Source organism: Marinomonas profundi (assembly GCF_020694005.1).
Taxonomy (GTDB): Bacteria; Pseudomonadota; Gammaproteobacteria; order Pseudomonadales; family Marinomonadaceae; genus Marinomonas; species Marinomonas profundi.
This window is the reverse complement of sequence record NZ_CP073013.1, coordinates 1,479,847-1,505,641: the sequence shown is the minus strand read 5'-3', so window position 1 is coordinate 1,505,641 and position 25,795 is coordinate 1,479,847. Positions and strand designations below refer to the sequence as shown.

Below are 25,795 nucleotides of genomic sequence, written 5' to 3'. Positions count from 1 at the left end.
CACATTTGACCTGCTGGGGAGCAAGACTCCCCAGCTTTACGAGTGGGGCGAATATCCATGAAAGACTTATTAGGTCTTCTAAAATCACAGGGACAATCTGACGAGTTCGATGCAATCCGCATTGGCTTGGCGTCACCAGATATGATTCGTTCATGGTCTTACGGCGAAGTTAAAAAGCCAGAGACCATCAACTACCGTACGTTCAAACCAGAACGTGACGGTTTGTTCTGTGCCAAAATCTTTGGTCCTATTAAGGACTACGAATGCTTGTGTGGTAAATACAAGCGTTTGAAACACCGCGGTGTTATCTGTGAGAAGTGTGGCGTTGAAGTGGCTCTGTCTAAAGTGCGCCGTGAACGCATGGGTCACATTGAGCTTGCATCGCCTGTTGCACACATTTGGTTCTTGAAATCTCTACCATCACGTATCGGTCTTATCATGGATATGACGCTACGTGATATTGAGCGAGTTTTGTATTTTGAATCTTTCATCGTGATTGATCCAGGTATGACGACGCTTGAAAAAGGCCAATTACTAAACGATGAGCAATACTTTGAAGCGCTAGAAGAGTTCGGTGACGAATTTGATGCCCGTATGGGGGCCGAAGCGGTTCAGATGTTGCTTCGCGATTTAGACATGCCTGTCGAAATCAACAGCATGCGTGAAGAGCTAAACAGCACGAATTCTGAAACTCGTATTAAGAAGCTTTCTAAGCGTCTTAAGCTGGTTGAGGCCTTCTATCATTCTGGCAACAACCCAGAGTGGATGGTGCTTGATGTGTTGCCTGTTCTTCCGCCAGATCTTCGTCCATTGGTACCACTTGAAGGTGGCCGTTTTGCGACGTCTGATTTGAACGACCTTTACCGTCGTGTGATTAACCGTAACAACCGTCTAAAGCGTCTATTAGAGCTATCGGCTCCTGATATCATCGTACGTAACGAAAAACGTATGTTGCAAGAATCGGTTGATGCCTTGCTTGATAACGGTCGTCGTGGTCGCGCGATTACCGGTTCTAACAAACGTCCTCTGAAATCTTTGGCTGATATGATCAAAGGTAAGCAGGGTCGTTTCCGTCAGAACTTGCTCGGTAAGCGTGTTGACTATTCTGGTCGTTCTGTAATCACAGTAGGTCCATCACTGCGTCTACATCAGTGTGGTCTGCCTAAGAAAATGGCACTTGAGCTCTTCAAGCCATTCATTTTCTCTAAGCTTGAACTTCGTGGCATGGCGACGACGATCAAAGCAGCGAAGAAAATGGTTGAGCGTGAAACGCCTGAAGTGTGGGATATCCTTGATGAGGTTATCCGCGAACATCCAGTGATGTTGAACCGTGCGCCAACCCTTCACCGTTTGGGTATCCAAGCGTTTGAGCCTATGTTGATCGAAGGTAAAGCGATTCAGTTGCACCCACTAGTGTGTGCGGCTTACAACGCCGACTTCGATGGTGACCAAATGGCGGTTCACGTTCCATTGACGATTGAAGCGCAGCTAGAAGCGCGTGCTTTGATGATGTCTACGAACAACATCCTATCACCTGCAAACGGTGAGCCGATCATCGTACCTTCTCAGGACGTTGTATTGGGTCTGTACTACATGACACGTGAGAAAATCAATGCCAAAGGCGAAGGCATGGCATTTTCTGACATCAAAGAAGTACACCGCGCGTATGGTGCTAAACAAGTTGAATTGCATGCCAAAGTAAAAGTCCGTATCAGCCAAGTTGATACGACACTTGAAGGCGAAAAAGTCCCTTCTACTTTTATTGCAGATACAACAGTCGGTCGCGCTTTGTTGTTTGATATCGTTCCTGATGGCCTACCGTTCTCCGTGGTTAACCAAACCATGAAGAAGAAAGCGATCTCTAACTTGATCAACGAGTGTTACCGTAAAGTCGGCTTGAAAGAGAGCTGTATCTTTGCTGACCAATTGATGTACACAGGTTTTGCTTACGCGACTGCGTCTGGTTCTTCTGTAGGTGTGGATGACTTCGTTATTCCGCCTGAAAAAGCCGCGATCATTGCCAAAGCGGAAGAAGAAGTTAAAGAAATCGAATACCAATACGCTGATGGTCTTGTAACGCAAGGCGAGAAGTACAACAAGGTAATCGATTTATGGTCTCGTACGAACGAGACAGTGACTGAAGCCATGATGAAAAACTTGGCAAAAGAGATGACTGTCAACAAAGCGGGTGAAACGGTTGAACAACAATCTTTCAACTCGGTTTACATGATGGCCGACTCTGGTGCCCGTGGTAGTGTTGCGCAGATGCGTCAGTTGGGTGGTATGCGTGGTCTGATGGCGAAACCAGATGGTTCTATCATCGAGACGCCAATCACCGCAAACTTCCGTGAAGGTCTGTCGGTACTTCAGTACTTTACTTCGACTCACGGTGCTCGTAAGGGTCTAGCCGATACGGCGTTGAAAACAGCCAACTCTGGTTATTTGACACGTCGTCTAGTCGACGTGGCGCAGGATTTGGTTATCACTGAAGTAGATTGTGGTTCGACAAACGGTATTTTCGTTGCTGCCATGATTGAAGGCGGTGATGTCGTTGTGCCACTGGGTCAGCGAGTGCTGGGTCGTGTCGTGGCTCAAGATGTTATTGACGGTAAAGGCGATTTCGTTCTTGCGGCTGGTACTTTGATTGACGAGCATGATGTTCGTACGATTGAAGCAGCGGGCGTGGATGAGATGATTATTCGCTCTGTTATCACATGTAATACGCGTCATGGCGTATGTGCTAAGTGTTACGGTCGTGATCTGGCTCGTGGCCATCAGGTGAACATTGGTGAAGCGATTGGTGTTGTTGCAGCACAATCTATCGGTGAACCGGGTACACAGTTAACCATGCGTACCTTCCACATCGGTGGTGCGGCGTCTCGTGCGTCGGCGGTCGATAGTGTTCAAGTGAAGAGTGCAGGTACGGTACGTTTCAATAAGATGAAGAGTATCGAGCGTCATACTGGGCATCTGGTTGTGGCCTCTCGTTCTTCTGAATTGGCCATTGCCGATGAAGCGGGTCGTGAGAAAGAGCGTTATAAGCTTCCTTACGGTGCGGTATTGAGTGTACGTGAAGGTGATCAAGTGACAGCGGGTCAAATCGTTGCAAACTGGGATCCGCATACACACCCAATCGTTTCTGAGATGGAAGGTCGTCTTGAATTCAGCGGTATGGAAGAGAATGTCACTATTCGTCGTCAATCTGACGAAATGACAGGTCTGACGACGATTGAAATCATGGAAGTTCGTGATCGTCCTGCGGCAGGTAAAGATCTTCGTCCAATGATTGCCGTTGTGGATGCAGAGGGTAACCCTGTATTGATTCCTGGTACTGAATCGCCAGTGCAGTACATGCTTCCTGAGAAAGCGTTGTTGAGCCTAGATCATGGCGCAACCGTGAAATCAGGTGAGGTGCTTGCGCGTATTCCTCAAGAATCTATTGGTAACAAAGATATCACCGGTGGTTTGCCACGAGTGGCTGACCTATTCGAAGCGCGTCGTCCGAAAGATCCTGCTGTTATGGCGGAAACGAGCGGTGTGGTTAGCTTCGGTAAAGAAACAAAAGGTAAGATTCGTTTGGTTATCACACCGCAAAACGGTGATGATCCAGTCGAGACGTTGATTCCTAAATGGCGTCAAATCAACATCTTTGATGGTGAAGAAGTGGCTAAAGGCGAGATTATTGCCGACGGCCCTCTAAGTCCTCATGACATTTTGCGTCTTCAAGGTGTAGAGGCTTTGGCCGATTACATCACCAACGAAGTGCAGGAAGTATACCGCTTACAAGGCGTTGTGATTAACGATAAGCACATTGAAGTTATCGTGAACCAAATGTTGCGTAAAGTAGAGGTTGGTGAGTCTGGTGATACAGATCTTATTCAAGGTGATCAGGTCGAGTTTACTCGCCTGCTAGATGCAAACGAAAAAGCCCAAGCTGAGGGTAAATTCCCGGCTAAGTTTGAACGCGTGCTTCTAGGTATCACGAAAGCTTCTTTGGCTACTGAGTCCTTTATATCAGCAGCGTCTTTCCAAGAGACAACTCGAGTTCTTACGGAAGGTGCGGTGACAGGTAAAAAAGATCACTTACGTGGCTTGAAAGAAAACGTTGTTGTGGGTCGCTTGATACCAGCTGGTACAGGTTTGGCTTACCACAGTGAGCGCAAGAGAAAGAAAGAGCTTGCGCTAGCAGCAAAAGAAGGAAGTTCGACCGTCAGCGCCTCAGATGTGGAAGAAGCATTGAGTGCTGCACTGAAAGACTAGTTATTTGCTGTTAAATCGTAAGGGAGGTGATTTTTTAGTCGCCTCCCTATTGACTGTTTTATAGGCGCAAATTAAACTTGCGCCTCCTTAATTTTGGCGATTTCCGTCATAAGAATTGGATTTGTGGAGCTTGTCTAATGGCAACCGTTAACCAGTTGGTTCGTAAACCACGTAAACGTAAAGTGGCAAAGAGTGACGTTCCTGCGTTACAAGCTTGTCCGCAACGCCGCGGTGTCTGCACTCGCGTATATACTACTACTCCTAAAAAGCCTAACTCGGCTTTGCGTAAAGTATGTCGTGTTCGCTTGACTAACGGCTTCGAAGTTACTTCCTACATCGGTGGTGAAGGTCACAACCTGCAAGAACACAGCGTAGTGCTGATTCGCGGCGGTCGTGTAAAAGACCTTCCTGGTGTTCGTTACCACACAGTACGTGGTAGCTTGGATACTTCAGGCGTACAAAATCGTAAGCAAGGCCGTTCTAAATACGGTACTAAACGTCCTAAGAAGTAAGCTAAAACAGCTTAGTTCATCGTTTAGACATAATTTTTTAATACAGTAAGGCCGAGCAATAATTGCATTGTCTCGGGCGAACCTGAAGAGGATATAGATATGCCTAGAAGACGCGTCGTCGCTAAGCGTGAAATCCTTCCGGATCCTAAACACGGAAGCCAGATTCTCGCTAAATTCATTAACCATGTAATGGTTAGTGGTAAGAAGTCTGTTGCAGAGAGCATCGTTTACAATGCGCTAAACACTGTTGCAGCACGCGCTAAGACTGAAGAGCCTATGGCTATCTTCGAAAAAGCACTAGAGTCTATCCAGCCAATGGTTGAGGTTAAATCTCGCCGTGTTGGTGGTGCGACTTACCAAGTTCCTGTAGAGGTTCGTCCAGCTCGCCGCGCCGCTTTATCTATGCGTTGGTTGGTTGATGCTTCTCGTAAGCGTGGTGAAAAATCCATGGCTTTACGTCTAGCTGGCGAAATCCTAGATGCTGCTGAAAACAAAGGTTCTGCTGTTAAGAAACGTGAAGACGTTCATCGCATGGCAGAAGCTAACAAAGCATTCTCTCACTACCGTTTCTAATCATCCGGAGAAGGATACACAGTGGCACGTAAAACACCTATCAACCGCTACCGTAACATCGGTATTTGTGCGCACGTTGATGCAGGTAAAACGACGACAACTGAACGCGTTCTTTTTTACACTGGCTTGTCTCATAAAATTGGTGAAGTGCATGATGGCGCGGCAACAATGGATTGGATGGAGCAAGAGCAAGAGCGTGGTATCACGATAACTTCAGCAGCAACAACTTGCTTCTGGAGTGGAATGAATAAACAGTTTGAAGAGCACCGTGTCAATATTATAGACACGCCTGGGCACGTAGACTTTACCATTGAAGTAGAGCGTTCTTTACGTGTGTTAGATGGTGCTGTTGTTGTGCTTTGTGGTTCTTCGGGTGTGCAGCCTCAAACCGAGACGGTTTGGCGTCAAGCAAACAAGTATGAAGTTCCTCGTATGGTTTTCGTCAATAAGATGGACCGTACTGGGGCGGATTTCTTTTCGGTTGTGCGTCAGTTAAAAACGCGTCTTGGTGCTAATGCGGTTCCGATTCAGATTAATGTTGGCACTGAAGAAGATTTCAGAGGTGTTATTGATTTAGTCTTGATGAAAACGATAGTGTGGAATGAAGAAGACCATGGGATGACCTTCACTTTGGAGGAGGTGCCTGCGGATTTGCTTGATGACGCGCTAGAGTGGCGAGAATTCATGGTTGAGGCGGCAGCAGAGGCGAATGATGAGTTGATGGATAAGTACCTTGAAGAGGGTGAGTTATCTGTTGATGAGATAAAAAGCGGTCTGCGAATTCGTACGTTGTCCAATGAGATTGTTTTGGTAACGTGTGGTTCAGCCTTTAAAAACAAAGGCGTTCAGGCTGTTTTGGATGCGGTTGTTGAATATTTGCCTTCACCGCTTGAAGTTAAAGCGATTGAAGGGACGCTTGAAGATGGTGAAACGGTCGTGACTCGTAGTGCGAATGATGAGGATCCGTTCTCTTCGTTGGCATTTAAGATAGCGACAGACCCATTTGTTGGTACATTGATATTTATTCGAGTGTATTCTGGGGTGTTACGTTCCGGTGATGCGGTTTACAATTCTGTGAAGCATAAGCGTGAGCGCATTGGTCGAATGGTTCAGATGCACGCTAATAATCGCGAAGAAATCAAAGAAGTATTGGCGGGTGATATTGCTGCTGTAGTAGGAATGAAATACGTCACTACGGGCGATACGCTTTGCGATATGAATGATGTCGTTGTGCTTGAGCGTATGGAGTTTCCAGAACCTGTTATATCGGTCGCTGTTGAGCCAAGGTCTCAGGCTGATCAAGATAAAATGGGGGTTGCGCTGGGCAAACTGGCGCAAGAAGATCCATCTTTTAGAGTGGAGACACACGAAGAGACGGGTCAAATAATTATTTCCGGTATGGGTGAACTGCATCTTGATATACTGGTTGACCGTATGCGTCGCGAGTTTAAGGTGGAGGCAAACATTGGTAAGCCTCAGGTTTCCTATCGGGAGAAAATTCGCAAAGAAGTGGTGGTTAATCACAAATTTGTGCGTCAATCCGGTGGTCGTGGTCAGTACGGTCACGTCGTAATGAAGTTAATCCCAACTGATAAAGATGGGCTTGAGTTTGTTAACGAGATTGTTGGTGGTGCTATTCCTAAAGAATACATCCCTGCAGTAGAAAAGGGTGTTTCAGAGCAAATGAAGAACGGTGTGATCGCTGGTTATCCATTATTGGGTATCAAGGTTGTGCTGATCGATGGTTCGTTCCATGATGTTGACTCTAACGAAATGGCCTTTAAAATTGCGGCTTCTCAGGGGCTAAGAAAAGGAGCGGCTGATGCTGATCCTTGCGTTCTTGAACCTGTAATGAAAGTGGAAGTTGTAACTCCTGAGGAATACATGGGCGATGTGATGGGCGACCTGAATCGTCGTCGCGGTGTTGTTCAGGGGATGGACGATTCCCCGTCAGGGAAGATTATTCGTGCTGAAGTTCCTCTCGGGGAGATGTTCGGATATGCAACTGACGTGCGTAGCTTGTCGCAAGGGCGTGCAAGTTATGCAATGGAGTTTGAGAAATACGCTGAAGCACCGGCTAGTGTGGCAGACGCGATCATCAAAAATGAAGATTAATCATCATACTTACTAATTCTTAAGGTGTATGTATCATGGCAAAGAGTAAATTCGAACGTAATAAACCACATGTTAACGTTGGCACTATCGGTCACGTTGACCATGGTAAAACAACGCTAACAGCAGCATTGACTCGTGTATGTGCAGAAGTATTTGGCGGTACAGCCGTTGCTTTTGACGGTATCGATAATGCTCCTGAAGAGCGTGAGCGTGGCATCACTATCTCTACTTCTCACGTAGAGTATGATTCTCCAACTCGTCACTATGCACACGTAGACTGTCCTGGACACGCCGATTATGTTAAAAACATGATCACTGGTGCTGCTCAAATGGATGGCGCTATTCTAGTTTGTGGTGCGACTGATGGCCCAATGCCTCAGACTCGTGAGCACATCCTTCTTTCTCGTCAAGTAGGTGTTCCTTACATCGTTGTTTTCTTGAACAAGTCTGACTTGTTGGCTGAAGACTGTGGTGGTGCGGATTCTGAAGAATACGCTGAAATGCTAGAATTGGTTGAGATGGAGTTGCGTGACCTTCTTTCTGAATACGACTTCCCAGGTGATGACACTCCAATCATCCCAGGTTCTGCGCTAATGGCGTTGAAAGGCGAAGACGACAACGAAATGGGTACAACTGCAGTTAAGAAATTGGTTGAAACTCTAGATGCTTACATTCCTGAGCCAGAGCGTGCTATCGACGGTGCATTCCTAATGCCAATCGAAGACGTATTCTCTATCCAGGGTCGTGGTACGGTTGTTACTGGTCGTGTTGAGCGTGGTATCGTTAAAATCCAAGAAGAAGTTGAGATTGTTGGTATCGTTGATACTATCAAAACAACTTGTACTGGTGTTGAGATGTTCCGTAAGCTTCTTGACGAAGGTCGTGCTGGTGAGAACTGTGGTATCCTTCTTCGTGGTACTAAGCGTGAAGATGTTCAGCGTGGTCAAGTATTGGCTAAGCCTGGTTCAATCACTCCTCACACTACGTTTGAAGCAGAAGTTTACGTGTTGGGTAAAGATGAAGGTGGTCGTCATACGCCATTCTTTAAAGGCTACCGTCCACAGTTCTACTTCCGTACAACTGACGTAACGGGTGCGTGTTCTCTTCCTGAAGGCGTAGAAATGGTTATGCCTGGCGATAACATTCAAATGACTGTTGAGCTAATTCACCCAATCGCGATGGACGAAGGTCTACGTTTCGCGATCCGTGAAGGTGGTCGTACAGTTGGTGCTGGTGTTGTAGCTAAAATCCTTAAGTAATTAGATAGTAATATCTGCTTGCTTTGATTTAGAAAAAGGCCACTCGCATATCGGGTGGCCTTTTTATTTTATGGTTTATTTTGTTTGTTCAGAAATTGGTTACTTGACAACCAGTTTTCGAATAGCTAATATTCGCCGTCCTTAAAAAAGGATTGTGGCTTAATAAATGTACAGTTAAGTCATTAAAACATTGTATTTGGAGTTGGAAATGCAAAGCCAAAAAATCCGTATTCGTCTGAAAGCGTTTGATCATCGTTTGATCGATGCTTCAACACAAGAAATTGTGGACACAGCGAAGCGTACAGGTGCGCAAGTGCGTGGACCGATTCCACTTCCTACTCGCAAAGAGCGTTATACAGTATTGATTTCTCCACACGTAAATAAAGATGCGCGTGATCAGTATGAAATCCGTACACACAAACGTGTTCTAGACATCGTTGAGCCAACTGAAAAAACAGTTGATGCTTTGATGAAGCTAGATCTTGCGGCAGGCGTGGAAGTACAAATTTCTTTGGGTTAATAGCTCAAAGTTTGGGGTGCGACAACCGGCTGGTTATCAGTCGGCTATATGCACAATAGTGGAATGATCTGGAATGATCAGCCGTAGCGGGTGATAGCCCCATACACAACTGGCAAATGAGGTAAAAAATGGCTATTCAATTAGTCGGACGCAAAGCCGGAATGACACGTATCTTCACTGAAGAGGGTGTATCCGTGCCAGTAACCGTCATCGAGGTTGAACCGAACCGCGTTACTCAGGTGAAAACAACAGAAACTGATGGCTACCAAGCTATTCAGATTACTGTAGGTTCTCGCCGTTCGAGCCGCGTTAACAAAGCTGCTGCGGGTCATTATGCAAAAGCGAATGTTGAAGCAGGTCGTGGTTTGTGGGAGTTCCGCCTGGCAGGTGACGAAAAAGAAATCAATGTTGGTGATGAGCTAACTGTTGCTGATTTCGAATCTATCCAAATGGTTGATGTAACTGGTCAATCAAAGGGTAAAGGGTTTCAAGGTGCCATTAAGCGTCATAATTTCAGTATGCAAGATGCTACACATGGTAACTCATTGTCTCACCGTGCACCTGGTTCTATCGGCCAATGTCAAACACCTGGTCGTGTTTGGAAAGGCAAGAAGATGGCTGGCCATATGGGTGCTGCACAAGTCACTACTCAATCACTAGAAGTGGTTCGTGTAGACACAGAACGTAACCTTATCCTTGTGAAAGGTGCCGTACCTGGTGCAGTAAATGGTGATGTTATTCTTCAATCAGCTGTTAAAGCTCGCTAAGAGGGGTAGACAATGAACTTGAATCTAACAGGCGCGGAAGGAACAGTAGAAGTTTCTGATGTAGCCTTTGCTCGTGAATATAACGAGGCGTTGGTTCACCAAGTAGTAACATCTTACTTGGCTGGCGCTCGTCAAGGCTCACGCGCACAAAAAACTCGCTCTGAAGTAGCAGGTGGTGGACGCAAACCTTGGAAACAAAAAGGTTCTGGTCGTGCACGCGCAGGTACTATCCGTAGCCCTTTATGGCGCTCTGGTGGTGTTACTTTCGCTGCGAAACCACAAGACCACTCTCAGAAAGTGAACAAGAAGATGTATCGTGCAGCAATGCGCACCATCTGGTCTGAACTTGTACGTCAAGACCGTCTTGTTGTGGTTGAAGATCTTAAATTGGAAGCTCCAAAAACTAAGCTCTTCATAGCAAAAATGGCAGAATTGAATATTGAGAACGCTTTAATTGTTTCCCACGAGTTGGATAGCAATTTATTCTTAGCGGCTCGCAACATTCCTAACGTAGATGTACGTGATGCAGCGTCTATCGACCCTGTTAGCTTGATTGCTTACGACAAAGTGTTGGTGACAGTTGGTGCTCTGAAACAAGTTGAGGAGGCACTAGCATGATCGGCGAACGTATTTATAAAGTTCTGTTGGGTCCACATATTTCCGAAAAAGCAACGATCGTAGCCGAAGGCAATGGTCAGTATGTTTTTCGTGTAACTGGTGATGCAACTAAACCTGAAATCAAACAAGCTATCGAAGCGCTTTTTGAAGTCAAAGTTGAGTCTGTTCGTACGTTGAACCATAAAGGTAAAACTAAGCGTACAGTTCGTGGTCTAGGTAAGCGTAAAGACGTGAAAAAAGCGTATGTACGTTTGGCTGAAGGTCAAGACATTGATTTCATGGTCGCTGAATAAGGGGAGATAGGTCAATGGCTGTTGTTAAAAGTAAGCCAACGTCTGCAGGCCGTCGTCACGTTGTTAAAGTTACCAACAACGATTTGCACAAAGGCGCACCGTATGCACCTTTGCTAGACAAAAAAAGCAAATCTGGTGGACGTAACAATAACGGACGCATCACTACGCGTCACGTAGGTGGTGGTCATAAGCAGCATTACCGTATGGTTGATTTCCGTCGTAATAAAGATGGGATTTCTGCGGTAGTTGAGCGTTTGGAATATGATCCAAACCGTTCTGCAAATATTGCATTGATTAAATATGCTGATGGTGAGCGTCGTTACATTATCGCTTCTAAAGGTATGGTCGCTGGCAATGTTGTTTTTAGTGGTGCAGATGCGCCTATCAAAGCGGGTAATACTTTGCCTCTGCAAAATATTCCGGTTGGTAGTACCGTACACTGTGTCGAGCTTAAGCCAGGTAAAGGTGCACAAGTTGCCCGTTCTGCCGGTGCTTCTGCTCAGCTAGTTGCTCGTGAAGGTCGTTACGTTACGCTTCGCCTACGTTCAGGTGAAATGCGTAAAGTATTGACAGAATGTCGCGCTACTTTAGGTGAAGTATCAAACTCTGAGCATAGCTTACGAGTTCTTGGTAAAGCTGGTGCTACGCGTTGGCGTGGTGTTCGTCCTACCGTTCGCGGTGCGGCGATGAACCCAGTGGATCACCCACATGGTGGTGGTGAAGGTCGTAGCAAAGGTGGTCGTCACCCAGTTACGCCATGGGGTGTGCCTACTAAAGGTTACAAAACACGCAGCAACAAGCGTACTGACAAACTTATTGTACGTCGCCGTACTAAGTAATAAGAGGAAACGACTGTGCCACGTTCACTAAAAAAAGGTCCTTTTATCGACCTTCATTTGTTGAAAAAGGTAGAGGCTGCGGTAGAGAAAAATGATCGTCGTCCAATTAAAACTTGGTCACGCCGTTCTACTATCTTCCCTGATTTTGTAGGGTTGACTATCGCTGTCCATAATGGTCGCCAGCATGTTCCAGTTCTAGTAACTGAAGATATGGTCGGTCATAAATTGGGTGAGTTCGCTCCGACCCGTACATATCGTGGTCATGCTGCGGACAAGAAAGCCAAACGGTAATAAGGGGTATTAACATGAGTGAAGTAAGCGCTTCATTGAAGGGTGCTCGCCTCTCAGCGCAGAAGGCCCGTTTGGTTATAGATCAAATCCGCGGCAAATCTGTTAGCGAAGCACTGAACATTTTAACGTTCAGTCCTAAGAAGGCGGCAGTAATTGTCAAGAAAGTACTAGAGTCTGCTATAGCTAACGCTGAGCATAACGAAGGTGCTGATGTAGATGACTTGCGTGTGTCTACGGCTTACGTTGATGAGGCAATGACTCTGAAACGTATTATGCCACGTGCCAAAGGCCGTGCTGACCGTATTCTAAAACGCGGTTGCCATATTACAGTTAAAGTCGCTGACTAATTAGGAGAAACCCAATGGGTCAGAAGGTTCATCCAACTGGTATACGCCTAGGGATAGTTAAAGATCATACTTCTACTTGGTATGCGAACAATCAAAACTACTCTAAGCTGTTATTAAACGATCTTCAGGTTCGTGCGTTCCTGGAGAAAAAATTGGTCCAGGCTTCTGTTTCTCGTATTGAGATCCAGCGCCCTGCTCAGACAGCCCGTATTACAATTCACACTGCCCGTCCAGGCATCGTGATTGGTAAGAAAGGTGAAGATGTTGAGAAGCTACGTAATGCAGTTTCTGAAATGATGGGCGTACCTGTCCACATCAACATCGAAGAAATTCGTAAGCCTGAAATGGATGCGAAGTTGGTTGCGCAAAATATTGCAAGCCAACTTGAGCGTCGCGTTATGTTCCGTCGTGCTATGAAGCGTGCGGTACAAAATGCTATGCGTGCAGGCGCAAAAGGTATCAAGGTTCAGGTGAGTGGTCGTTTAGGCGGTGCAGAAATTGCACGTGCTGAGTGGTACCGTGAAGGCCGTGTGCCTCTACACACTCTACGCGCTGACATTGACTACGCTACTTATGAAGCAGCTACAACTTACGGCATCATTGGCGTAAAAGTGTGGATCTTCAAAGGCGAAATCTTGGGCGGTATTGAACAAGTGCGAGCTGACAAAGGCGCACAAAAGAAGAAGTCTAAGTAGGGGGTAAGTCATGTTACAACCGAAACGTACTAAGTTCCGCAAGATGCAAAAAGGCCGTAACCGCGGTCTTGCTCTTCGCGGAAACCAAGTTAGCTTTGGTGAATTCGGATTGAAGTCCACTGAACGTGGTCGTCTTACTGCTCGTCAAATTGAAGCGGCGCGTCGTGCAATGACTCGTCACATCAAGCGTGGTGGTAGAATCTGGATTCGTGTGTTCCCTGATAAGCCGATTACTCAGAAGCCTCTTGAGGTTCGTCAGGGTAAAGGTAAGGGTAGCGTAGAATACTGGGTTGCGCAGATCCAACCTGGAAAAATGCTTTATGAAGTTGAGGGCGTTTCAGAACAGTTAGCACGCGAAGCGTTTGCGTTGGCTGCTGCTAAGCTTCCTCTGTCCACAACTTTCGTAACGCGTACGGTGATGTAGATGAAAGCAAAAGAAATGCAAGAAAAGTCTGTAGCTGAGCTACAAGCGACCTTGATTGAACTGCTACGTGAGCAATTTACTCTGCGTATGCAGAAAGCCACTGGTCAGTTAGCGCAAACTCATTTGCTCTCGCAAGTTCGCCGCAATATCGCACGTGTTAAAACCGTGCTAAATGATAAGGCAGGTAACTAAGATGGCAGAAACAAAAGCGCGTACCGTTACTGGTAAAGTAGTAAGCGACAAGATGGATAAAACCATCACGGTACTGGTTGAGCGTACGGAGAAACACCCTTTATACGGTAAGTTTGTACGTCGTTCGACCAAACTACACGCTCACGATGAAAACAATGAGTGTCAGATCGGTGATACCGTTAAGGTCGTAGAAACACGCCCTTACTCTAAGTCTAAGACTTGGAATCTGGTTCAAGTTGTTGAGAAAGCAGCAGCTGTATAAGCTGCTTCTTCCCTCGTGAGACTTGTTATCTAATTTGATTGGAGAGCAGTTATGATTCAAACAGAATCGATGCTTGATGTTGCAGATAACAGCGGCGCAAAGCGTGTTCAGTGTATTAAAGTACTGGGTGGCTCACATCGTCGTTATGCTGCTATCGGTGACATTATTAAGGTCACAGTAAAAGAAGCGATCCCTCGTGGTCGTGTTAAAAAAGGGCAGGTTCTAAACGCAGTTGTCGTTAGGACTAAGAAAGGTGTTCGTCGTTCTGATGGCTCAGTGATCCGTTTTGATGTAAACTCAGCGGTTCTATTGAATGCTTCAGGACAGCCTATTGGTACTCGTATCTTTGGCCCTGTAACACGTGAATTGCGAACTGAGCAGTTCATGAAAATTGTTTCTCTTGCACCTGAAGTGCTGTAAGAGGGAGAGGGGACATTATGCGCAAAATCAAACGTAACGACGAAATTATCGTGATTGCTGGTAAAGATAAAGGCAAGCGCGGTAAAGTTGTTAAGGTAGTAGACGAAAATCGAGTTCTAGTTTCTGGCATTAATACTGTTAAGAAACACGAGAAGCCAAATCCTATGAAAGGATCAACTGGCGGTATCGTTGAGCAAGAAGCACCTATCCAGGTTTCCAATGTAGCCATTTTTAACAGTGCTACGGGTAAAGCGGATCGCGTCGGCTTTAAATTGAATGAAGACGGTACGAAAGTGCGTGTTTTTAAATCAAATAGTGAAGCGATCGACGCCTAAGAGCGAGAATTATAGCCATGGCGAGACTTAAGCAAGTTTATAAAGATCAAGTTGTAGCAAAACTGACAGAAGAGTTTAGCTACAAAAACGTGATGGAAGTGCCGAAAATCACTAAAATCACATTAAATATGGGTGTTGGTGAAGCTATCGCAGACAAGAAACTTCTTGAGCATGCGGTAAATGATCTTGAAGCACTTAGCGGCCAGAAAGTTGTAGTGACTAAGGCGCGTAAATCTGTAGCAGGCTTTAAAATCCGTGACGGTTATCCGATCGGTTGTAAAGTGACGCTACGTGGTGAGCGTATGTGGGATTTCTTTGACCGTTTGGTTGATGTTGCTATTCCACGTATCCGTGACTTCCGTGGACTTAACCCTAAGTCTTTCGATGGTCGTGGTAACTACAGCATGGGTGTTAAAGAGCAGATCATCTTCCCAGAGATCGACTACGATAAAGTGGACCGTGTACGTGGTATGGATATTACCATTACAACGACTGCTCGTACCGACGAAGAAGGTCGTGCTTTGCTAGCCGCCTTTAGTTTCCCTTTCAAGAAATAAGAGGTAGGAATCATGGCTAAAGTATCAATGATTCAGCGCGAAGCAAAGCGTACCAAATTAGTAGCTAAGTATGCTGAAAAGCGTGCCGCTCTAAAAACGATCATTAGCGACGTTAATGCATCGGATGATGAAAAGTGGGATGCAACGCTTAAATTACAAGCGTTGCCACGCGATTCATCTTCTTCACGTCAGCGTAATCGTTGCCAAATTACAGGTCGTCCGCACGGTGTATACCGTCGTTTTGGCCTGTCTCGTATCAAACTGCGTGAAGCAGCGATGCGTGGCGACGTTCCAGGCTTGAAGAAAGCTAGTTGGTAAGCAAGTAAAGCGCTATCATAATATATGGCAGTGAGTGGAGTGTCTAAATACTGGACATTGTGCTCGCTGCTGTGTACTATGCGCGAGCTCTATTTGCTGCACAATGGTTTTTAAATTAGGAGCTCTTAAATGAGTATGCAAGATACCCTTGCGGATATGTTTACACGTATTCGCAATGCACAGATGGCTGCAAAGACTTCTGTGAGCATGCCTTCATCAAAAATGAAGGCATCAATTGCTGCTGTTTTACGCGAAGAAGGTTACGTAGGTAACTTCTCTATCGATGAAGCAGTTAAGCCAACGCTTACTATCGAATTGAAATATTACGAAGGTAAGCCAGTTATCGAACAAATCAAACGCGCATCTCGCCCAAGTTTGCGTCAATACAAAGGCACGTCTGCTTTACCAAAAGTAGAAGCTGGCCTTGGTGTTGCAATCATCTCTACCTCTAAAGGTGTGATGACAGACCGTGCAGCTCGTGCTGCTGGTATCGGTGGCGAAGTAATCTGCACAGTATTCTAGGAGTTAGTATGTCTCGAGTTGCTAATAGTCCCGTGACGCTTCCTAGTGGTGTAGATTTAACCCTAAATGGACAAACTGTTGTTGTAAAAGGCGGCAAAGGTTCTTTAGAGTTTAATGTTCACACAAGCGTACAAGTGTCTAAAGAAGAAAATGTTATTACCTTCGCTGCGCGCGATGGTGCAAAACAAAGCCGTGCCTTAGCTGGTACCACTCGCGCTTTGGTTAACAACATGGTTGTTGGTGTTAGCCAAGGTTTTGAGAAAAGATTGTTTCTTCAAGGTGTTGGTTACCGTGCTGCGCTTAAAGGCAATGTGCTTAACCTGTCTCTGGGTTTCTCTCACCCAGTAGATTACGAGCTACCTGAAGGCATCACAGCTGAATGTGCTTCTCAAACAGAAATCGTGATTCGTGGTATTGATAAACAATCCGTTGGTCAGGTTGCTGCAGAAGTTCGCGGTTTCCGTCCACCAGAGCCATATAAAGGCAAGGGTGTTCGCTATTCTGACGAAGTAATTCGTCGTAAAGAAGCTAAGAAGAAGTAGGTAGGCATTCATGAACACTAAAAAACAATCTCGGATTCGTCGTGCACGTCGTGCTCGTTTGCATATTCGTGACTTAGGTGCGAATCGTCTTACTGTACATCGCACACCACGCCATATGTATGCTCAAGTGATTTCTCCTTGTGGTAGCAAAGTGCTAGCTAGCGCTTCTACTCTTGAAGAAGCTCTTCGTGGCTCAGCGACAGGCAACAAGGTAGCGGCTAAAGAAGTCGGCACTTTGATTGCTACACGCGCTAAAGAAGCAGGTGTCACTTCGGTCGCTTTTGACCGTTCTGGCTTCAAGTATCATGGCCGCGTTCAAGTTCTTGCTGACGCTGCACGTGAAGCCGGTCTAGAGTTCTAAGGGGTAGCAAATGGCAGTTAATGATCAACAAACTAGCGACCTCCAAGAGAAGCTAGTACAAGTAAACCGCGTTGCTAAAGTAGTAAAGGGTGGTCGTATCTTCTCTTTCACTGCTTTGACAGTCGTTGGTGATGGTAAAGGTAAAGTTGGCTTTGGTCGTGGTAAAGCACGCGAAGTTCCTCAAGCAATTCAAAAAGCAATGGAACAAGCACGCCGCAACATGGTTTCAGTTAAGCTTGATGGTGGTACTTTGCAGTATCCTATTAAAGCGAATCATGGCGCGTCCAACATTTACATGCAGCCTGCGTCTCAAGGTACTGGCGTTATTGCCGGTGGTGCGATGCGTGCGGTTCTTGAAATTGCTGGTGTGCACGATGTATTGGCAAAATGTTATGGCTCTACAAACCCTGTAAACGTAGTTCGTGCTACGATCAAAGGTTTGCAGGATATGAAAGCGCCTGAGCAAATCGCAGCGAAACGCGGTAAGTCAGTCGATCAAATTTTGGGGTAATGTGTTATGGCGAATAATACCATCACAGTTCAACTAACCCGCAGCCCGATCGGTCGTCTTCCAAAGCACCGTGAAACTGTTAAAGGCTTGGGTTTGCGTAAAGTTGGCCAAACTCGTCAGTTGGAAGATACTCCTTCTGTACGCGGTATGGTTAATAAAGTTTATTACATGGTTAAAGTGGTAGGGGAATAACATGTTCTTAAATACACTTCGTCCTGGCGAAGGTAGCAAACATGCTCCTAAACGTGTTGGTCGCGGCATTGGTAGCGGCTTGGGCAAAACCGGCGGACGAGGCCATAAAGGTCTTAAATCTCGTTCTGGTGGCTCAGTAAAACCTGGTTTTGAGGGCGGTCAAATGCCTTTGCAGCGTCGTCTGCCAAAGTTTGGTTTTACTTCACGTCAGGCAAAGTATGTTGCTGAGGTTCGTTTAAACGAGCTTGCTGCTGTAAATGCTGAAGTTGTAGATTTGGCTGCTCTTAAAAGCGCCGACATTCTTGGTCATCAAATTAAGACGGCTCGTGTGATTTTGTCTGGTTCTATTGACAAGGCTATCACGGTACGCGGTCTTAAAGTGACTAAAGGTGCTCGTGCTGCTATTGAGGCGGCTGGCGGAAAAGTCGAGGAATAAATGGCAAAGCGTGGCTCACTACCTGCTGGAATGCAAAACGGACTTGGCGAGCTTTGGGCTCGCATACGGTTTGTGTTTTTAGCAATTATTGTATACCGAATCGGTGCCCATATCCCTGTTCCAGGTATTAATCCTGACAGGTTATCAGCACTGTTTGATCAAAATGAAGGCACTATTCTGAGTTTATTTAACGTATTCTCAGGGGGCGCGCTTGAGCGCATGAGTATTCTTGCGCTCGGGATTTTGCCCTATATTTCTGCCTCTATTATTATGCAGTTATTGACGGTTGTGAGTCCGCAGCTTGAGCAGTTAAAGAAAGAGGGTGAGGCGGGTCGTCGTAAGATAACTCAATACACTCGTTATGGTACCGTGCTTCTTGCCCTTGTCCAATCTGCTAGTATGGCGGTTGGTTTGGCAAGTCAGGGCATCTCGTTTAGTAGTGGCATGGAGTTTTATGCTGTTGCTGTGGTGACGCTTGTTGCGGGTACAGTTTTCTTAATGTGGTTGGGCGAGCAAGTTACTGAGAAAGGGATTGGTAATGGTATTTCCATATTGATCTTTGCTGGTATCGTTGCTGGTTTGCCATCTGCTCTTGGGCGTTCATTTGAATCGGCTCGTCAAGGCGATATTAATATTTTGGCCTTGTTGCTCATTGGTATATTAGCCATTGCGACGGTTGCTTTCGTTGTTTTCATCGAACGTGGTCAACGTCGTATTACGGTGAATTATGCTAAGCGTCAACAGGGTAAAAAGGTGTTTGCTGCACAAAAGAGCCATTTGCCACTTAAAGTAAACATGGCCGGTGTTATTCCGCCTATTTTTGCTTCAAGTATTCTTTTATTCCCGGCTTCTATCGGACAATGGTTCGGTCAAGGTGAGGGGATGGAATGGTTGCAAAATACCTCTTTGGCTTTGGCTCCTGGGCAACCGCTCTATGTGTTGTTGTTTGCGATAGCAATTGTTTTCTTTTGCTTCTTTTACACAGCACTGGTGTTCAACCCTAAAGATGTGGCAGATAACTTGAAAAAATCCGGTGCGTTTTTGCCGGGTATTCGTCCAGGCGATCATACTGCTCGATATATTGATGGTGTAATGACTCGTTTGACGCTGTTTGGTGCTTTGTACATCACGCTAGTGTCATTGATGCCTCAGTTCTTTGTTGTTGCGTGGAATGTTCCATTCTACTTTGGCGGTACTTCTATGTTGATCGTAGTAGTGGTTGTCATGGACTTTATGTCGCAAGTGCAAAGTCATCTGATGAGTCAGCAATACGAGTCATTAATGAAGAAATCTAATCTGACTGGTTATGGTCCAAATGGCCTAATGCGCTAAGCGTAAGGTTGGAGTTGAACATATGAAAGTACGTGCATCTGTAAAGAAAATCTGTCGTAACTGTAAAATCGTTCGTCGTAACGGTTCAGTTCGAGTGATTTGTATTGAGCCTCGTCATAAGCAGCGTCAAGGCTAATTGCGAATACGCTCGATGATAGGAAAGGGTGGTTGATTTATGTCCTAAATGTAGGCATAATCAGCCGCCCTTATGTAAGCTAAGTGATGGATTATAGTTATTCATCAATAACAACGGAGTAAAGTGAATGGCTCGTATAGCCGGTGTCAATATTCCTGACAATAAACATGCGGTCATTTCTCTGACTTACATCTTCGGAATTGGTCGCACTCGTTCACGCGCTATTTGCGCTGCTACAGGTGTTGCAGAAACTGCGAAAATAGGTTCTTTAAGTGATGATATCCTTGATGAGCTTCGTGGCGAAGTTGCTAAGTATACTGTAGAGGGTGACTTACGTCGTGAAGTCAGTATGTCTATCAAACGTTTGATGGACTTAGGTTGCAACCGCGGGATTCGTCATCGCCGCAGCCTACCAGTTCGTGGTCAACGCACCAAAACGAACGCTCGTACACGAAAAGGTCCTCGTAAACCTATTCGTAAGTAATTTAAACGCGTTTCGCTCTAGCCGCTATGTTTGCTAGAGCTGAGCATTAAATAGGAAAGTGCAATATGGCTAAGCCAGCTACGCGCAATACCAAGAAAAAAGTCAAAAAGACGGTTGTCGACGGTGTTGCTCATGTACACGCGTCATTTAACAACACGATCGTGACTATCACTGACCGTCAAGGCAATGCTTTGTCTTGGGCTACGGCCGGTGGTTCTGGTTTTCGCGGATCTCGTAAAAGTACACCTTTCGCAGCTCAGGTAGCCGCGGAACGTGCCGGTGCTGTCGCACAAGAGTTCGGCCTTAAAAACGTTGACGTAATGATCAAAGGCCCTGGCCCTGGTCGTGAGTCCGCAGTTCGTGCATTAAATGCATTGGGCTTGCGTATCAATAACATCACAGATGTGACGCCAATTCCGCACAACGGTTGCCGTCCACCTAAGAAACGTCGCGTTTAAGAGGAGACAGATACATGGCTCGTTATATAGGTCCAACTTGTAAGTTGTCTCGTCGTGAAGGTACCGACTTGCAATTGAAGAGCGGTTCACGCGCTCTTGAGTCGAAATGTAAAGTAGAAACCGTTCCTGGTGTGCATGGTGCACGTCGTGGTCGTCTTTCTGAATACGGCTTACAGTTACGTGAGAAACAAAAAGTACGTCGTATGTACGGTGTGCTTGAAAAGCAATTCCGTAATTACTACAAATCTGCAGCTCGTCTTAAAGGCGCAACCGGTGAGAACCTTTTGCAACTTTTGGAATCACGTTTAGATAACGTTGTTTATCGCTCAGGTTTTGGTTCTACACGTGCAGAAGCTCGTCAACTAGTAGGCCATAAAGGCATTCTAGTAAATGGCGCAACGGTTAACATTCCGTCTTACCAAGTGAAAGCTGGTGATGTAGTGTCAATTCGTGAAAAAGCTAAGAAGCAATTGCGTGTACAAAGCGCACTAGAGCTATCTAAAGGTCGTGCACCGATCCATTGGATCGAAGTTGATTCAACTAAACTGGAAGCAACTTACAAAGCTGTTCCAGAGCGTGCCGATTTATCAGCTGAAATTAATGAGAACCTAATTGTCGAACTTTACTCTAAGTAAGTTGGTGATTAGGATTAAGAAATAGGTGGATCTATGCAGCGTTCAGTGAGCGAATTGTTAACCCCACGCAACATTGAAGTGCAGGAATTGGGCAATTGTCGCGCTAAAGTTACACTGCAACCGCTAGAACGTGGTTTTGGTCATACTTTGGGTAACGCGCTGCGCCGTATTCTTCTGTCTTCAATGCCAGGTTGTGCGATTGTTGAAGTTGAGATCGACGGTGTATTACACGAATACAGCGCAATCGAAGGGGTTAAAGAAGATGTAATTGAAATTCTTCTTAACCTGAAAGGAGTTGCGATCGCTCTACACGGGCAAGATGAAGCAACTCTTACTCTAAGTAAAAAGGGTCCTGGTATCGTGACTGCTGGAGATATTCAGCTAGTTGCAGATGCAGAGATCGCGAACCCTGATCATGTTATTGCGTACTTAGATGATACTGCTGAGTTAACTATGCAGATCAAAGTCGCACGTGGTCGTGGTTATGAGCCTGCTGATGCTCGTGTTGCTGGCGACGATGAGACTCGTCCAATCGGTCGCTTGCAGCTGGATGCCTCATTCAGCCCTGTTCGTCGTGTGGCTTACAGTGTCGAAAATGCTCGTGTAGAGCAACGTACAGATTTAGATAAGTTAGTCTTAGACATCGAATCTAATGGTACTATTGATGCTGAAGAAGCCATTCGTCGCGCAGCGACTATTTTACAACAGCAAATTGCTGTGTTCGTCGCCCTTGAAAGCGAGAGCGAAGCGCCTGTTGTAGAAGAAGAGGATGAGATTGATCCAATTTTGCTACGCCCGGTTGATGATCTTGAATTGACCGTTCGCAGTGCTAACTGTTTAAAAGCAGAGAACATTTATTACATCGGTGATTTGATTCAACGTACTGAGGTTGAGCTTCTTAAGACGCCTAACCTAGGTAAGAAGTCGTTAACTGAAATCAAAGATGTTTTAGCACAGCGTGGTTTGTCTTTGGGAATGCGTTTAGAAAACTGGCCACCAGCTAGTTTGAAAGACGATAGCAAAGTTCTAGCTCGCTAGGTCATTGTTCCCTGACCACCGTAGTTTGGTAAGGAATGTAAAATGCGTCATCGTAAGAGTGGACGTCACTTAAACCGTACTAGCTCACATCGTAAAGCGATGTTTAAAAACATGGCTGCTTCTTTGTTCGAACACGAAGTTATTAAAACTACGTTGCCGAAAGCAAAAGAACTACGTCGTGTTGCTGAGCCGTTAATCACATTGGCGAAAGTTGATTCTGTTGCGAATCGTCGCCTTGCCTTTGCTCGTACTCGTAGCAAAGATGCAGTAGGTAAATTGTTCTCTGAACTTGGTCCTCGTTACCAAGCTCGTCCTGGTGGTTATGTTCGCATTCTTAAATGTGGCTTCCGCTCAGGTGACAATGCGCCTATGGCTTATGTTGAATTGGTCGATCGTCCAGTCACAGAAGCCGCTGAGTAATATCAGTTTGTAATAAAAAGCCGAGCTATTTAATTAGCTCGGCTTTTTTTTGCCTGAATTAAACCGCTATTAAGGTGTCTTGGTGCCAAGATAGGGTATAAAAAAACACCCGATGAAATACGCTTTCATCGGGTGTTTTTGTTTTTTTTATCACAATAACTAACTGAGCATCGGCTTTAAAAAGCGTCCGGTATGAGATTTTTCTGCCTGAGCAATCTCTTCTGGTGTGCCCTCTGCGACGATATAACCGCCTCCGCTGCCGCCTTCTGGCCCTAAGTCGACAACCCAGTCTGCTGTTTTTATGACATCAAGATTATGCTCGATGACAACGACGGTATTGCCATGGTCTCTGAGTCGATGGAGCACTTTTAATAACTGCTCAATATCGGCGAAATGCAATCCTGTTGTCGGCTCATCTAAGATATACAAAGTGGCACCGGTGTCTCGTTTAGAGAGCTCTTTGGCAAGTTTAACGCGCTGCGCTTCACCGCCTGACAAGGTTGTCGCCGCTTGCCCTAGTCGTATGTAGCCTAAGCCTACGTCTATCAGAGTTTGCAGTTTTCGCGCAATAGAAGGGACGGGATCAAAGAATTCCCTAGCGTCTTCAATGGTCATTTCTAAGCATTCGCGAATGTTCTTGCCTTTGTAGTGTATTTCTAAGGTTTCACGATTGTAGCGTTTGCCTTTGCATACATCGCAAGGCACGTAAACGTCAGGGAGAAAGTGCATTTCTACCTTAATGACGCCATCACCTTGGCAGGCTTCGCAGCGGCCGCCTTTGACGTTAAAGCTGAAGCGTCCCGGCTTGTAGCCTCGTGAGCGAGATTCTTGCGTTGCCGAGAACAGCTCTCTCATCGGGGTGAAAATGCCAGTGTAGGTGGCAGGGTTTGATCTTGGTGTACGGCCAATTGGGCTCTGGTCAATGTCCACACATTTATCAAATAAGTCTAAGCCCTCAATGCGTTCATGCGGTGCGGCCTTCAGTGTGGTCGCGCCATTAAGAACTGTTGCTGCAAGCGGGTACAAGGTGCCATTTATTAAGGTTGACTTGCCAGAGCCAGACACGCCTGTGATGCACGTCATCACGCCGACGGGGATTTGCAGGTTAACGGTGTTGAGATTGTTGCCTGTTGCGCCGATCAGTTTGAGAAACTGCTGGTCTTTGGCTTTGTGTCGAATGGCGGGGATGGCAATTTTTCGTTTGCCAGTTAGAAATTGCCCGGTCACGGATTCCGGACAATCCATAATATCTTGTGGTGTGCCACTGGCAATAATTTGTCCGCCATGAACGCCGGCCCCTGGGCCTATGTCGACCACAAAGTCGGCAACGCGGATCGCGTCTTCATCGTGCTCTACTACAATGACGGTATTGCCTAAATCTCGGAGTCGAGTCAATGTGGCAATGAGTCGTTCGTTGTCGCGCTGGTGTAAGCCAATTGACGGTTCGTCAAGGATATACATAACACCAACCAGGCCGGCACCAATTTGGCTAGCAAGACGAATACGTTGCGCTTCGCCGCCAGAGAGTGAGTCGGCTTTGCGGTCCAGAGTGAGATATTCCAAGCCAACGTTGACTAGAAAGGTGAGGCGGTCACGAATTTCTTTAAGAATTTTCGAGGCGATTTCCCCGCGCGATCCCGGTAGTTCGAGCGCTTCAAAATACTTCAAGCATTCTGCGATGGGGTAGGTCACTACTTCCGGTAGGGTCTGCTCGGCAATAAAGACGTTGCGGGCAGATCGATTGAGTCGAGTGCCATGACAATCTGGGCAAGCTTGAATGCTGATGTACTGTGATAAGTCATCACGCACGCTGTCGGACTCGGTTTCGTGATAGCGGCGTTGTAGATTTGGGATAACACCTTCAAATGAATGAGAGCGCGTCATTTTATCGCCGCGTTCATTAATATAGATGAAATCTATTTTGTCTTTTTCGGAGCCTTGCAAAATACGTTTTTTGAATTCGCTAGGGATGTCTTTGTATTTCGACTCTATGTCAAATCCATAATGTTTTGCCAAGGCGCTCAGTTGTTGGTAGTAAAAAATACTGCGTCGACCCCAGCCGCGAATCGCGCCTTCTGCGAGAGTGAGCGTTTCATCTTGAATGATTCTATCCGGATCAAACATTTGGTGTGTGCCTAGCCCATCACAGGTTTGGCAAGCACCATTTGGATTGTTAAAAGAAAAAAGGCGAGGTTCTAATTCCGTTAAACTGTAGCCACAAACGGGACAGGCAAATTTACTAGAGAAAATATATTCTTCTTTTTCGTCGTCCATATTGATGACTTTGGCAATGCCATCCGATAAACCAAGGCAAGTTTCAAACGATTCGGCCAAGCGTAATTGCAGATCAGAACGCACTTTGAAACGGTCAATCACGACTTCGATAGTGTGCTTCTTATTCTTTTCTAATGTTGGCGCGTCGTCCAAGTCAACCACAATGCCATCGATTCGGGCACGGATGAAGCCCTTCGACAGCAAATCGCTAATAGTGTGTAAGTGCTCACCTTTTCGATCCTTAACGATGGGGGCAAGTAGCATCATCTTGGTTTCTTCTGGTAGCGATATAACTTTATCGACCATTTGTGATATGGTTTGTGCCTCTAATGGTTCGCCATGATCTGGGCAGCGAGGTTGTCCTGCACGGGCAAATAACAATCGTAGATAATCGTAGATTTCTGTTATTGTACCCACTGTTGATCTGGGGTTGTGAGAGGTGGATTTTTGCTCGATGGAAATCGCAGGGGAAAGACCTTCAATATGGTCTATGTCTGGTTTTTCCATCATGGATAAAAATTGTCTTGCGTAGGTCGAGAGCGATTCTACATAGCGACGCTGCCCTTCGGCGTATAAAGTATCGAAAGCGAGAGAGGATTTACCTGAGCCGGATAGGCCAGTAATCACCACAAGTTTGTTTCTTGGGATGTCTAGGTCCACATTTTTTAAATTGTGAGTGCGGGCCCCGCGTAGGGTAATGGTATCCATGAGTCTCCAATGTGAAGTCGATCAACAGAGTGAATCTGTGAGTAAATTAAATAACTGTCTATTTTTACAGTAGTTGAAATGGAGCTTCAACGGTATTTTCTGTAAAATTGACATCTTTTTCCCTAAGCCTCCATGTTAAACGGTTGTAA

The 25,795-nt window shown here is 45.9% G+C and carries 34 protein-coding genes; 33 read left to right on the top strand and 1 reads right to left on the bottom strand.

What is annotated here, in order from left to right:
• Positions 1–57: 57 nt before the first annotated feature.
• The 33 genes from rpoC to rplQ all read left to right on the top strand — a co-directional run bounded on the left by rpoC (position 58) and on the right by rplQ (position 22,664).
• Complete coding sequence (gene rpoC / locus J8N69_RS07090) at positions 58–4,260, top strand: DNA-directed RNA polymerase subunit beta' (protein WP_168826622.1); 4,203 nt, start codon at positions 58–60, stop codon at positions 4,258–4,260.
• 137 nt (positions 4,261–4,397) lie between these two features.
• The gene (gene rpsL, locus J8N69_RS07085) at positions 4,398–4,772 is read left to right on the top strand and encodes a 30S ribosomal protein S12 (protein WP_012071941.1); all 375 of its coding nucleotides are present in this window, start codon (positions 4,398–4,400) and stop codon (positions 4,770–4,772) included.
• A 99-nt stretch (positions 4,773–4,871) separates the two neighbouring features.
• Complete coding sequence (gene rpsG / locus J8N69_RS07080) at positions 4,872–5,345, top strand: 30S ribosomal protein S7 (RefSeq protein ID WP_012071940.1); 474 nt, start codon at positions 4,872–4,874, stop codon at positions 5,343–5,345.
• Positions 5,346–5,366: 21 nt separating this feature from the next.
• Positions 5,367–7,460, top strand: a complete 2,094-nt coding sequence (gene fusA / locus J8N69_RS07075) for an elongation factor G (protein ID WP_168826624.1) — start codon at positions 5,367–5,369, stop codon at positions 7,458–7,460.
• Positions 7,461–7,495: 35 nt separating this feature from the next.
• A complete protein-coding gene (tuf, locus tag J8N69_RS07070) occupies positions 7,496–8,719 on the top strand; it encodes an elongation factor Tu (protein WP_168826626.1) in 1,224 nt (407 codons plus the stop codon).
• A gap of 208 nt (positions 8,720–8,927) precedes the next feature.
• Positions 8,928–9,239, top strand: coding sequence for a 30S ribosomal protein S10 (gene rpsJ / locus J8N69_RS07065; protein ID WP_012071937.1), 312 nt, complete (start codon positions 8,928–8,930; stop codon positions 9,237–9,239).
• A gap of 128 nt (positions 9,240–9,367) precedes the next feature.
• Positions 9,368–10,006: a 50S ribosomal protein L3 gene (rplC, locus tag J8N69_RS07060; protein ID WP_168826627.1), complete on the top strand. Its 639-nt coding sequence runs from the start codon at positions 9,368–9,370 to the stop codon at positions 10,004–10,006.
• 12 nt (positions 10,007–10,018) lie between these two features.
• The gene (gene rplD, locus J8N69_RS07055) at positions 10,019–10,624 is read left to right on the top strand and encodes a 50S ribosomal protein L4 (protein WP_168826629.1); all 606 of its coding nucleotides are present in this window, start codon (positions 10,019–10,021) and stop codon (positions 10,622–10,624) included.
• Positions 10,621–10,917: a 50S ribosomal protein L23 gene (rplW, locus tag J8N69_RS07050; protein WP_012071934.1), complete on the top strand. Its 297-nt coding sequence runs from the start codon at positions 10,621–10,623 to the stop codon at positions 10,915–10,917. The genes rplD and rplW overlap by 4 nt, the downstream gene beginning before the upstream one ends.
• A gap of 14 nt (positions 10,918–10,931) precedes the next feature.
• Complete coding sequence (gene rplB, locus J8N69_RS07045; protein ID WP_168826631.1) at positions 10,932–11,756, top strand: 50S ribosomal protein L2; 825 nt, start codon at positions 10,932–10,934, stop codon at positions 11,754–11,756.
• A 15-nt stretch (positions 11,757–11,771) separates the two neighbouring features.
• On the top strand, positions 11,772–12,047 hold the full coding sequence (gene rpsS, locus J8N69_RS07040) for a 30S ribosomal protein S19 (RefSeq protein WP_012071932.1): 276 nt from the start codon (positions 11,772–11,774) through the stop codon (positions 12,045–12,047).
• A 14-nt stretch (positions 12,048–12,061) separates the two neighbouring features.
• Entirely contained in the window at positions 12,062–12,394 is a 333-nt protein-coding gene (rplV, locus tag J8N69_RS07035; RefSeq protein WP_067037070.1) for a 50S ribosomal protein L22, read from the top strand.
• Between the two features lie 14 nt (positions 12,395–12,408).
• On the top strand, positions 12,409–13,089 hold the full coding sequence (gene rpsC / locus J8N69_RS07030) for a 30S ribosomal protein S3 (RefSeq protein WP_012071930.1): 681 nt from the start codon (positions 12,409–12,411) through the stop codon (positions 13,087–13,089).
• Positions 13,090–13,099: 10 nt separating this feature from the next.
• On the top strand, positions 13,100–13,513 hold the full coding sequence (gene rplP / locus J8N69_RS07025; RefSeq protein WP_012071929.1) for a 50S ribosomal protein L16: 414 nt from the start codon (positions 13,100–13,102) through the stop codon (positions 13,511–13,513).
• Positions 13,514–13,705 carry a 50S ribosomal protein L29 gene (gene rpmC / locus J8N69_RS07020; RefSeq protein ID WP_012071928.1) on the top strand — a complete coding sequence of 64 codons (192 nt, stop codon included), beginning with the start codon at positions 13,514–13,516 and terminating at the stop codon, positions 13,703–13,705.
• Between the two features lies 1 nt (position 13,706).
• On the top strand, positions 13,707–13,967 hold the full coding sequence (rpsQ, locus tag J8N69_RS07015; RefSeq protein WP_168826633.1) for a 30S ribosomal protein S17: 261 nt from the start codon (positions 13,707–13,709) through the stop codon (positions 13,965–13,967).
• 51 nt (positions 13,968–14,018) lie between these two features.
• A complete protein-coding gene (gene rplN / locus J8N69_RS07010) occupies positions 14,019–14,387 on the top strand; it encodes a 50S ribosomal protein L14 (protein WP_067020125.1) in 369 nt (122 codons plus the stop codon).
• Between the two features lie 17 nt (positions 14,388–14,404).
• The gene (rplX, locus tag J8N69_RS07005) at positions 14,405–14,722 is read left to right on the top strand and encodes a 50S ribosomal protein L24 (protein WP_168826635.1); all 318 of its coding nucleotides are present in this window, start codon (positions 14,405–14,407) and stop codon (positions 14,720–14,722) included.
• 17 nt (positions 14,723–14,739) lie between these two features.
• Positions 14,740–15,279 carry a 50S ribosomal protein L5 gene (gene rplE / locus J8N69_RS07000; RefSeq protein WP_012071924.1) on the top strand — a complete coding sequence of 180 codons (540 nt, stop codon included), beginning with the start codon at positions 14,740–14,742 and terminating at the stop codon, positions 15,277–15,279.
• Between the two features lie 12 nt (positions 15,280–15,291).
• Entirely contained in the window at positions 15,292–15,597 is a 306-nt protein-coding gene (rpsN, locus tag J8N69_RS06995; RefSeq protein ID WP_168826644.1) for a 30S ribosomal protein S14, read from the top strand.
• A 129-nt stretch (positions 15,598–15,726) separates the two neighbouring features.
• Entirely contained in the window at positions 15,727–16,119 is a 393-nt protein-coding gene (gene rpsH, locus J8N69_RS06990) for a 30S ribosomal protein S8 (RefSeq protein WP_168826646.1), read from the top strand.
• Positions 16,120–16,127: 8 nt separating this feature from the next.
• Positions 16,128–16,661, top strand: a complete 534-nt coding sequence (rplF, locus tag J8N69_RS06985; RefSeq protein WP_168826648.1) for a 50S ribosomal protein L6 — start codon at positions 16,128–16,130, stop codon at positions 16,659–16,661.
• A 10-nt stretch (positions 16,662–16,671) separates the two neighbouring features.
• Positions 16,672–17,022: a 50S ribosomal protein L18 gene (gene rplR / locus J8N69_RS06980; RefSeq protein ID WP_168826650.1), complete on the top strand. Its 351-nt coding sequence runs from the start codon at positions 16,672–16,674 to the stop codon at positions 17,020–17,022.
• A gap of 10 nt (positions 17,023–17,032) precedes the next feature.
• Positions 17,033–17,533, top strand: coding sequence for a 30S ribosomal protein S5 (gene rpsE, locus J8N69_RS06975; protein ID WP_168826652.1), 501 nt, complete (start codon positions 17,033–17,035; stop codon positions 17,531–17,533).
• 6 nt (positions 17,534–17,539) lie between these two features.
• Positions 17,540–17,725 (top strand): 50S ribosomal protein L30, encoded by a 186-nt coding sequence (rpmD, locus tag J8N69_RS06970; protein ID WP_111608639.1) that lies wholly within the window; start codon positions 17,540–17,542, stop codon positions 17,723–17,725.
• 1 nt (position 17,726) lies between these two features.
• Positions 17,727–18,161: a 50S ribosomal protein L15 gene (gene rplO / locus J8N69_RS06965; protein WP_100637475.1), complete on the top strand. Its 435-nt coding sequence runs from the start codon at positions 17,727–17,729 to the stop codon at positions 18,159–18,161.
• Positions 18,162–19,493: a preprotein translocase subunit SecY gene (gene secY / locus J8N69_RS06960; RefSeq protein WP_168826654.1), complete on the top strand. Its 1,332-nt coding sequence runs from the start codon at positions 18,162–18,164 to the stop codon at positions 19,491–19,493.
• Positions 19,494–19,515: 22 nt separating this feature from the next.
• On the top strand, positions 19,516–19,629 hold the full coding sequence (rpmJ, locus tag J8N69_RS06955; protein ID WP_110577380.1) for a 50S ribosomal protein L36: 114 nt from the start codon (positions 19,516–19,518) through the stop codon (positions 19,627–19,629).
• Between the two features lie 127 nt (positions 19,630–19,756).
• Positions 19,757–20,113, top strand: a complete 357-nt coding sequence (gene rpsM / locus J8N69_RS06950) for a 30S ribosomal protein S13 (RefSeq protein WP_013797821.1) — start codon at positions 19,757–19,759, stop codon at positions 20,111–20,113.
• A 65-nt stretch (positions 20,114–20,178) separates the two neighbouring features.
• On the top strand, positions 20,179–20,571 hold the full coding sequence (gene rpsK / locus J8N69_RS06945; protein WP_009836290.1) for a 30S ribosomal protein S11: 393 nt from the start codon (positions 20,179–20,181) through the stop codon (positions 20,569–20,571).
• A 14-nt stretch (positions 20,572–20,585) separates the two neighbouring features.
• A complete protein-coding gene (rpsD, locus tag J8N69_RS06940; RefSeq protein WP_168826664.1) occupies positions 20,586–21,206 on the top strand; it encodes a 30S ribosomal protein S4 in 621 nt (206 codons plus the stop codon).
• Positions 21,207–21,239: 33 nt separating this feature from the next.
• Entirely contained in the window at positions 21,240–22,244 is a 1,005-nt protein-coding gene (locus J8N69_RS06935) for a DNA-directed RNA polymerase subunit alpha (RefSeq protein ID WP_168826666.1), read from the top strand.
• Between the two features lie 42 nt (positions 22,245–22,286).
• On the top strand, positions 22,287–22,664 hold the full coding sequence (gene rplQ / locus J8N69_RS06930) for a 50S ribosomal protein L17 (RefSeq protein ID WP_168826668.1): 378 nt from the start codon (positions 22,287–22,289) through the stop codon (positions 22,662–22,664).
• Between the two features lie 159 nt (positions 22,665–22,823).
• Here rplQ and uvrA read toward each other — a convergent pair whose 3' ends face one another.
• Positions 22,824–25,646 carry an excinuclease ABC subunit UvrA gene (uvrA, locus tag J8N69_RS06925; RefSeq protein WP_168826670.1) on the bottom strand — a complete coding sequence of 941 codons (2,823 nt, stop codon included), beginning with the start codon at positions 25,644–25,646 and terminating at the stop codon, positions 22,824–22,826.
• Positions 25,647–25,795: the final 149 nt, after the last annotated feature.

Excerpts from the sequence above, each read along its gene's own strand:
- rplC (WP_168826627.1), top strand. The coding sequence starts at position 9,368 with ATGGCTATTCAATTAGTCGGACGCAAAGCCGGAATGACACGTATCTTC.
- rpsC (WP_012071930.1), top strand. The coding sequence starts at position 12,409 with ATGGGTCAGAAGGTTCATCCAACTGGTATACGCCTAGGGATAGTTAAA.
- rplN (WP_067020125.1), top strand. The coding sequence starts at position 14,019 with ATGATTCAAACAGAATCGATGCTTGATGTTGCAGATAACAGCGGCGCA.
- tuf (WP_168826626.1), top strand. The coding sequence starts at position 7,496 with ATGGCAAAGAGTAAATTCGAACGTAATAAACCACATGTTAACGTTGGC.
- rpsD (WP_168826664.1), top strand. The coding sequence starts at position 20,586 with ATGGCTCGTTATATAGGTCCAACTTGTAAGTTGTCTCGTCGTGAAGGT.
- rplF (WP_168826648.1), top strand. The coding sequence starts at position 16,128 with ATGTCTCGAGTTGCTAATAGTCCCGTGACGCTTCCTAGTGGTGTAGAT.
- rplR (WP_168826650.1), top strand. The coding sequence starts at position 16,672 with ATGAACACTAAAAAACAATCTCGGATTCGTCGTGCACGTCGTGCTCGT.
- rplQ (WP_168826668.1), top strand. The coding sequence starts at position 22,287 with ATGCGTCATCGTAAGAGTGGACGTCACTTAAACCGTACTAGCTCACAT.
- rpsJ (WP_012071937.1), top strand. The coding sequence starts at position 8,928 with ATGCAAAGCCAAAAAATCCGTATTCGTCTGAAAGCGTTTGATCATCGT.
- rpmJ (WP_110577380.1), top strand. The coding sequence starts at position 19,516 with ATGAAAGTACGTGCATCTGTAAAGAAAATCTGTCGTAACTGTAAAATC.
- rpsQ (WP_168826633.1), top strand. The coding sequence starts at position 13,707 with ATGGCAGAAACAAAAGCGCGTACCGTTACTGGTAAAGTAGTAAGCGAC.
- secY (WP_168826654.1), top strand. The coding sequence starts at position 18,162 with ATGGCAAAGCGTGGCTCACTACCTGCTGGAATGCAAAACGGACTTGGC.
- rplO (WP_100637475.1), top strand. The coding sequence starts at position 17,727 with ATGTTCTTAAATACACTTCGTCCTGGCGAAGGTAGCAAACATGCTCCT.
- rpmD (WP_111608639.1), top strand. The coding sequence starts at position 17,540 with ATGGCGAATAATACCATCACAGTTCAACTAACCCGCAGCCCGATCGGT.
- rplB (WP_168826631.1), top strand. The coding sequence starts at position 10,932 with ATGGCTGTTGTTAAAAGTAAGCCAACGTCTGCAGGCCGTCGTCACGTT.
- rplE (WP_012071924.1), top strand. The coding sequence starts at position 14,740 with ATGGCGAGACTTAAGCAAGTTTATAAAGATCAAGTTGTAGCAAAACTG.
- rplD (WP_168826629.1), top strand. The coding sequence starts at position 10,019 with ATGAACTTGAATCTAACAGGCGCGGAAGGAACAGTAGAAGTTTCTGAT.
- rpoC (WP_168826622.1), top strand. The coding sequence starts at position 58 with ATGAAAGACTTATTAGGTCTTCTAAAATCACAGGGACAATCTGACGAG.
- J8N69_RS06935 (WP_168826666.1), top strand. The coding sequence starts at position 21,240 with ATGCAGCGTTCAGTGAGCGAATTGTTAACCCCACGCAACATTGAAGTG.
- rpsN (WP_168826644.1), top strand. The coding sequence starts at position 15,292 with ATGGCTAAAGTATCAATGATTCAGCGCGAAGCAAAGCGTACCAAATTA.
- rpsL (WP_012071941.1), top strand. The coding sequence starts at position 4,398 with ATGGCAACCGTTAACCAGTTGGTTCGTAAACCACGTAAACGTAAAGTG.
- rpsH (WP_168826646.1), top strand. The coding sequence starts at position 15,727 with ATGAGTATGCAAGATACCCTTGCGGATATGTTTACACGTATTCGCAAT.
- rplP (WP_012071929.1), top strand. The coding sequence starts at position 13,100 with ATGTTACAACCGAAACGTACTAAGTTCCGCAAGATGCAAAAAGGCCGT.
- uvrA (WP_168826670.1), bottom strand. The coding sequence starts at position 25,646 with ATGGATACCATTACCCTACGCGGGGCCCGCACTCACAATTTAAAAAAT.
- rpsE (WP_168826652.1), top strand. The coding sequence starts at position 17,033 with ATGGCAGTTAATGATCAACAAACTAGCGACCTCCAAGAGAAGCTAGTA.
- rplX (WP_168826635.1), top strand. The coding sequence starts at position 14,405 with ATGCGCAAAATCAAACGTAACGACGAAATTATCGTGATTGCTGGTAAA.
- rpsK (WP_009836290.1), top strand. The coding sequence starts at position 20,179 with ATGGCTAAGCCAGCTACGCGCAATACCAAGAAAAAAGTCAAAAAGACG.
- rpsM (WP_013797821.1), top strand. The coding sequence starts at position 19,757 with ATGGCTCGTATAGCCGGTGTCAATATTCCTGACAATAAACATGCGGTC.
- rpsG (WP_012071940.1), top strand. The coding sequence starts at position 4,872 with ATGCCTAGAAGACGCGTCGTCGCTAAGCGTGAAATCCTTCCGGATCCT.
- rpmC (WP_012071928.1), top strand. The coding sequence starts at position 13,514 with ATGAAAGCAAAAGAAATGCAAGAAAAGTCTGTAGCTGAGCTACAAGCG.
- rplV (WP_067037070.1), top strand. The coding sequence starts at position 12,062 with ATGAGTGAAGTAAGCGCTTCATTGAAGGGTGCTCGCCTCTCAGCGCAG.
- rplW (WP_012071934.1), top strand. The coding sequence starts at position 10,621 with ATGATCGGCGAACGTATTTATAAAGTTCTGTTGGGTCCACATATTTCC.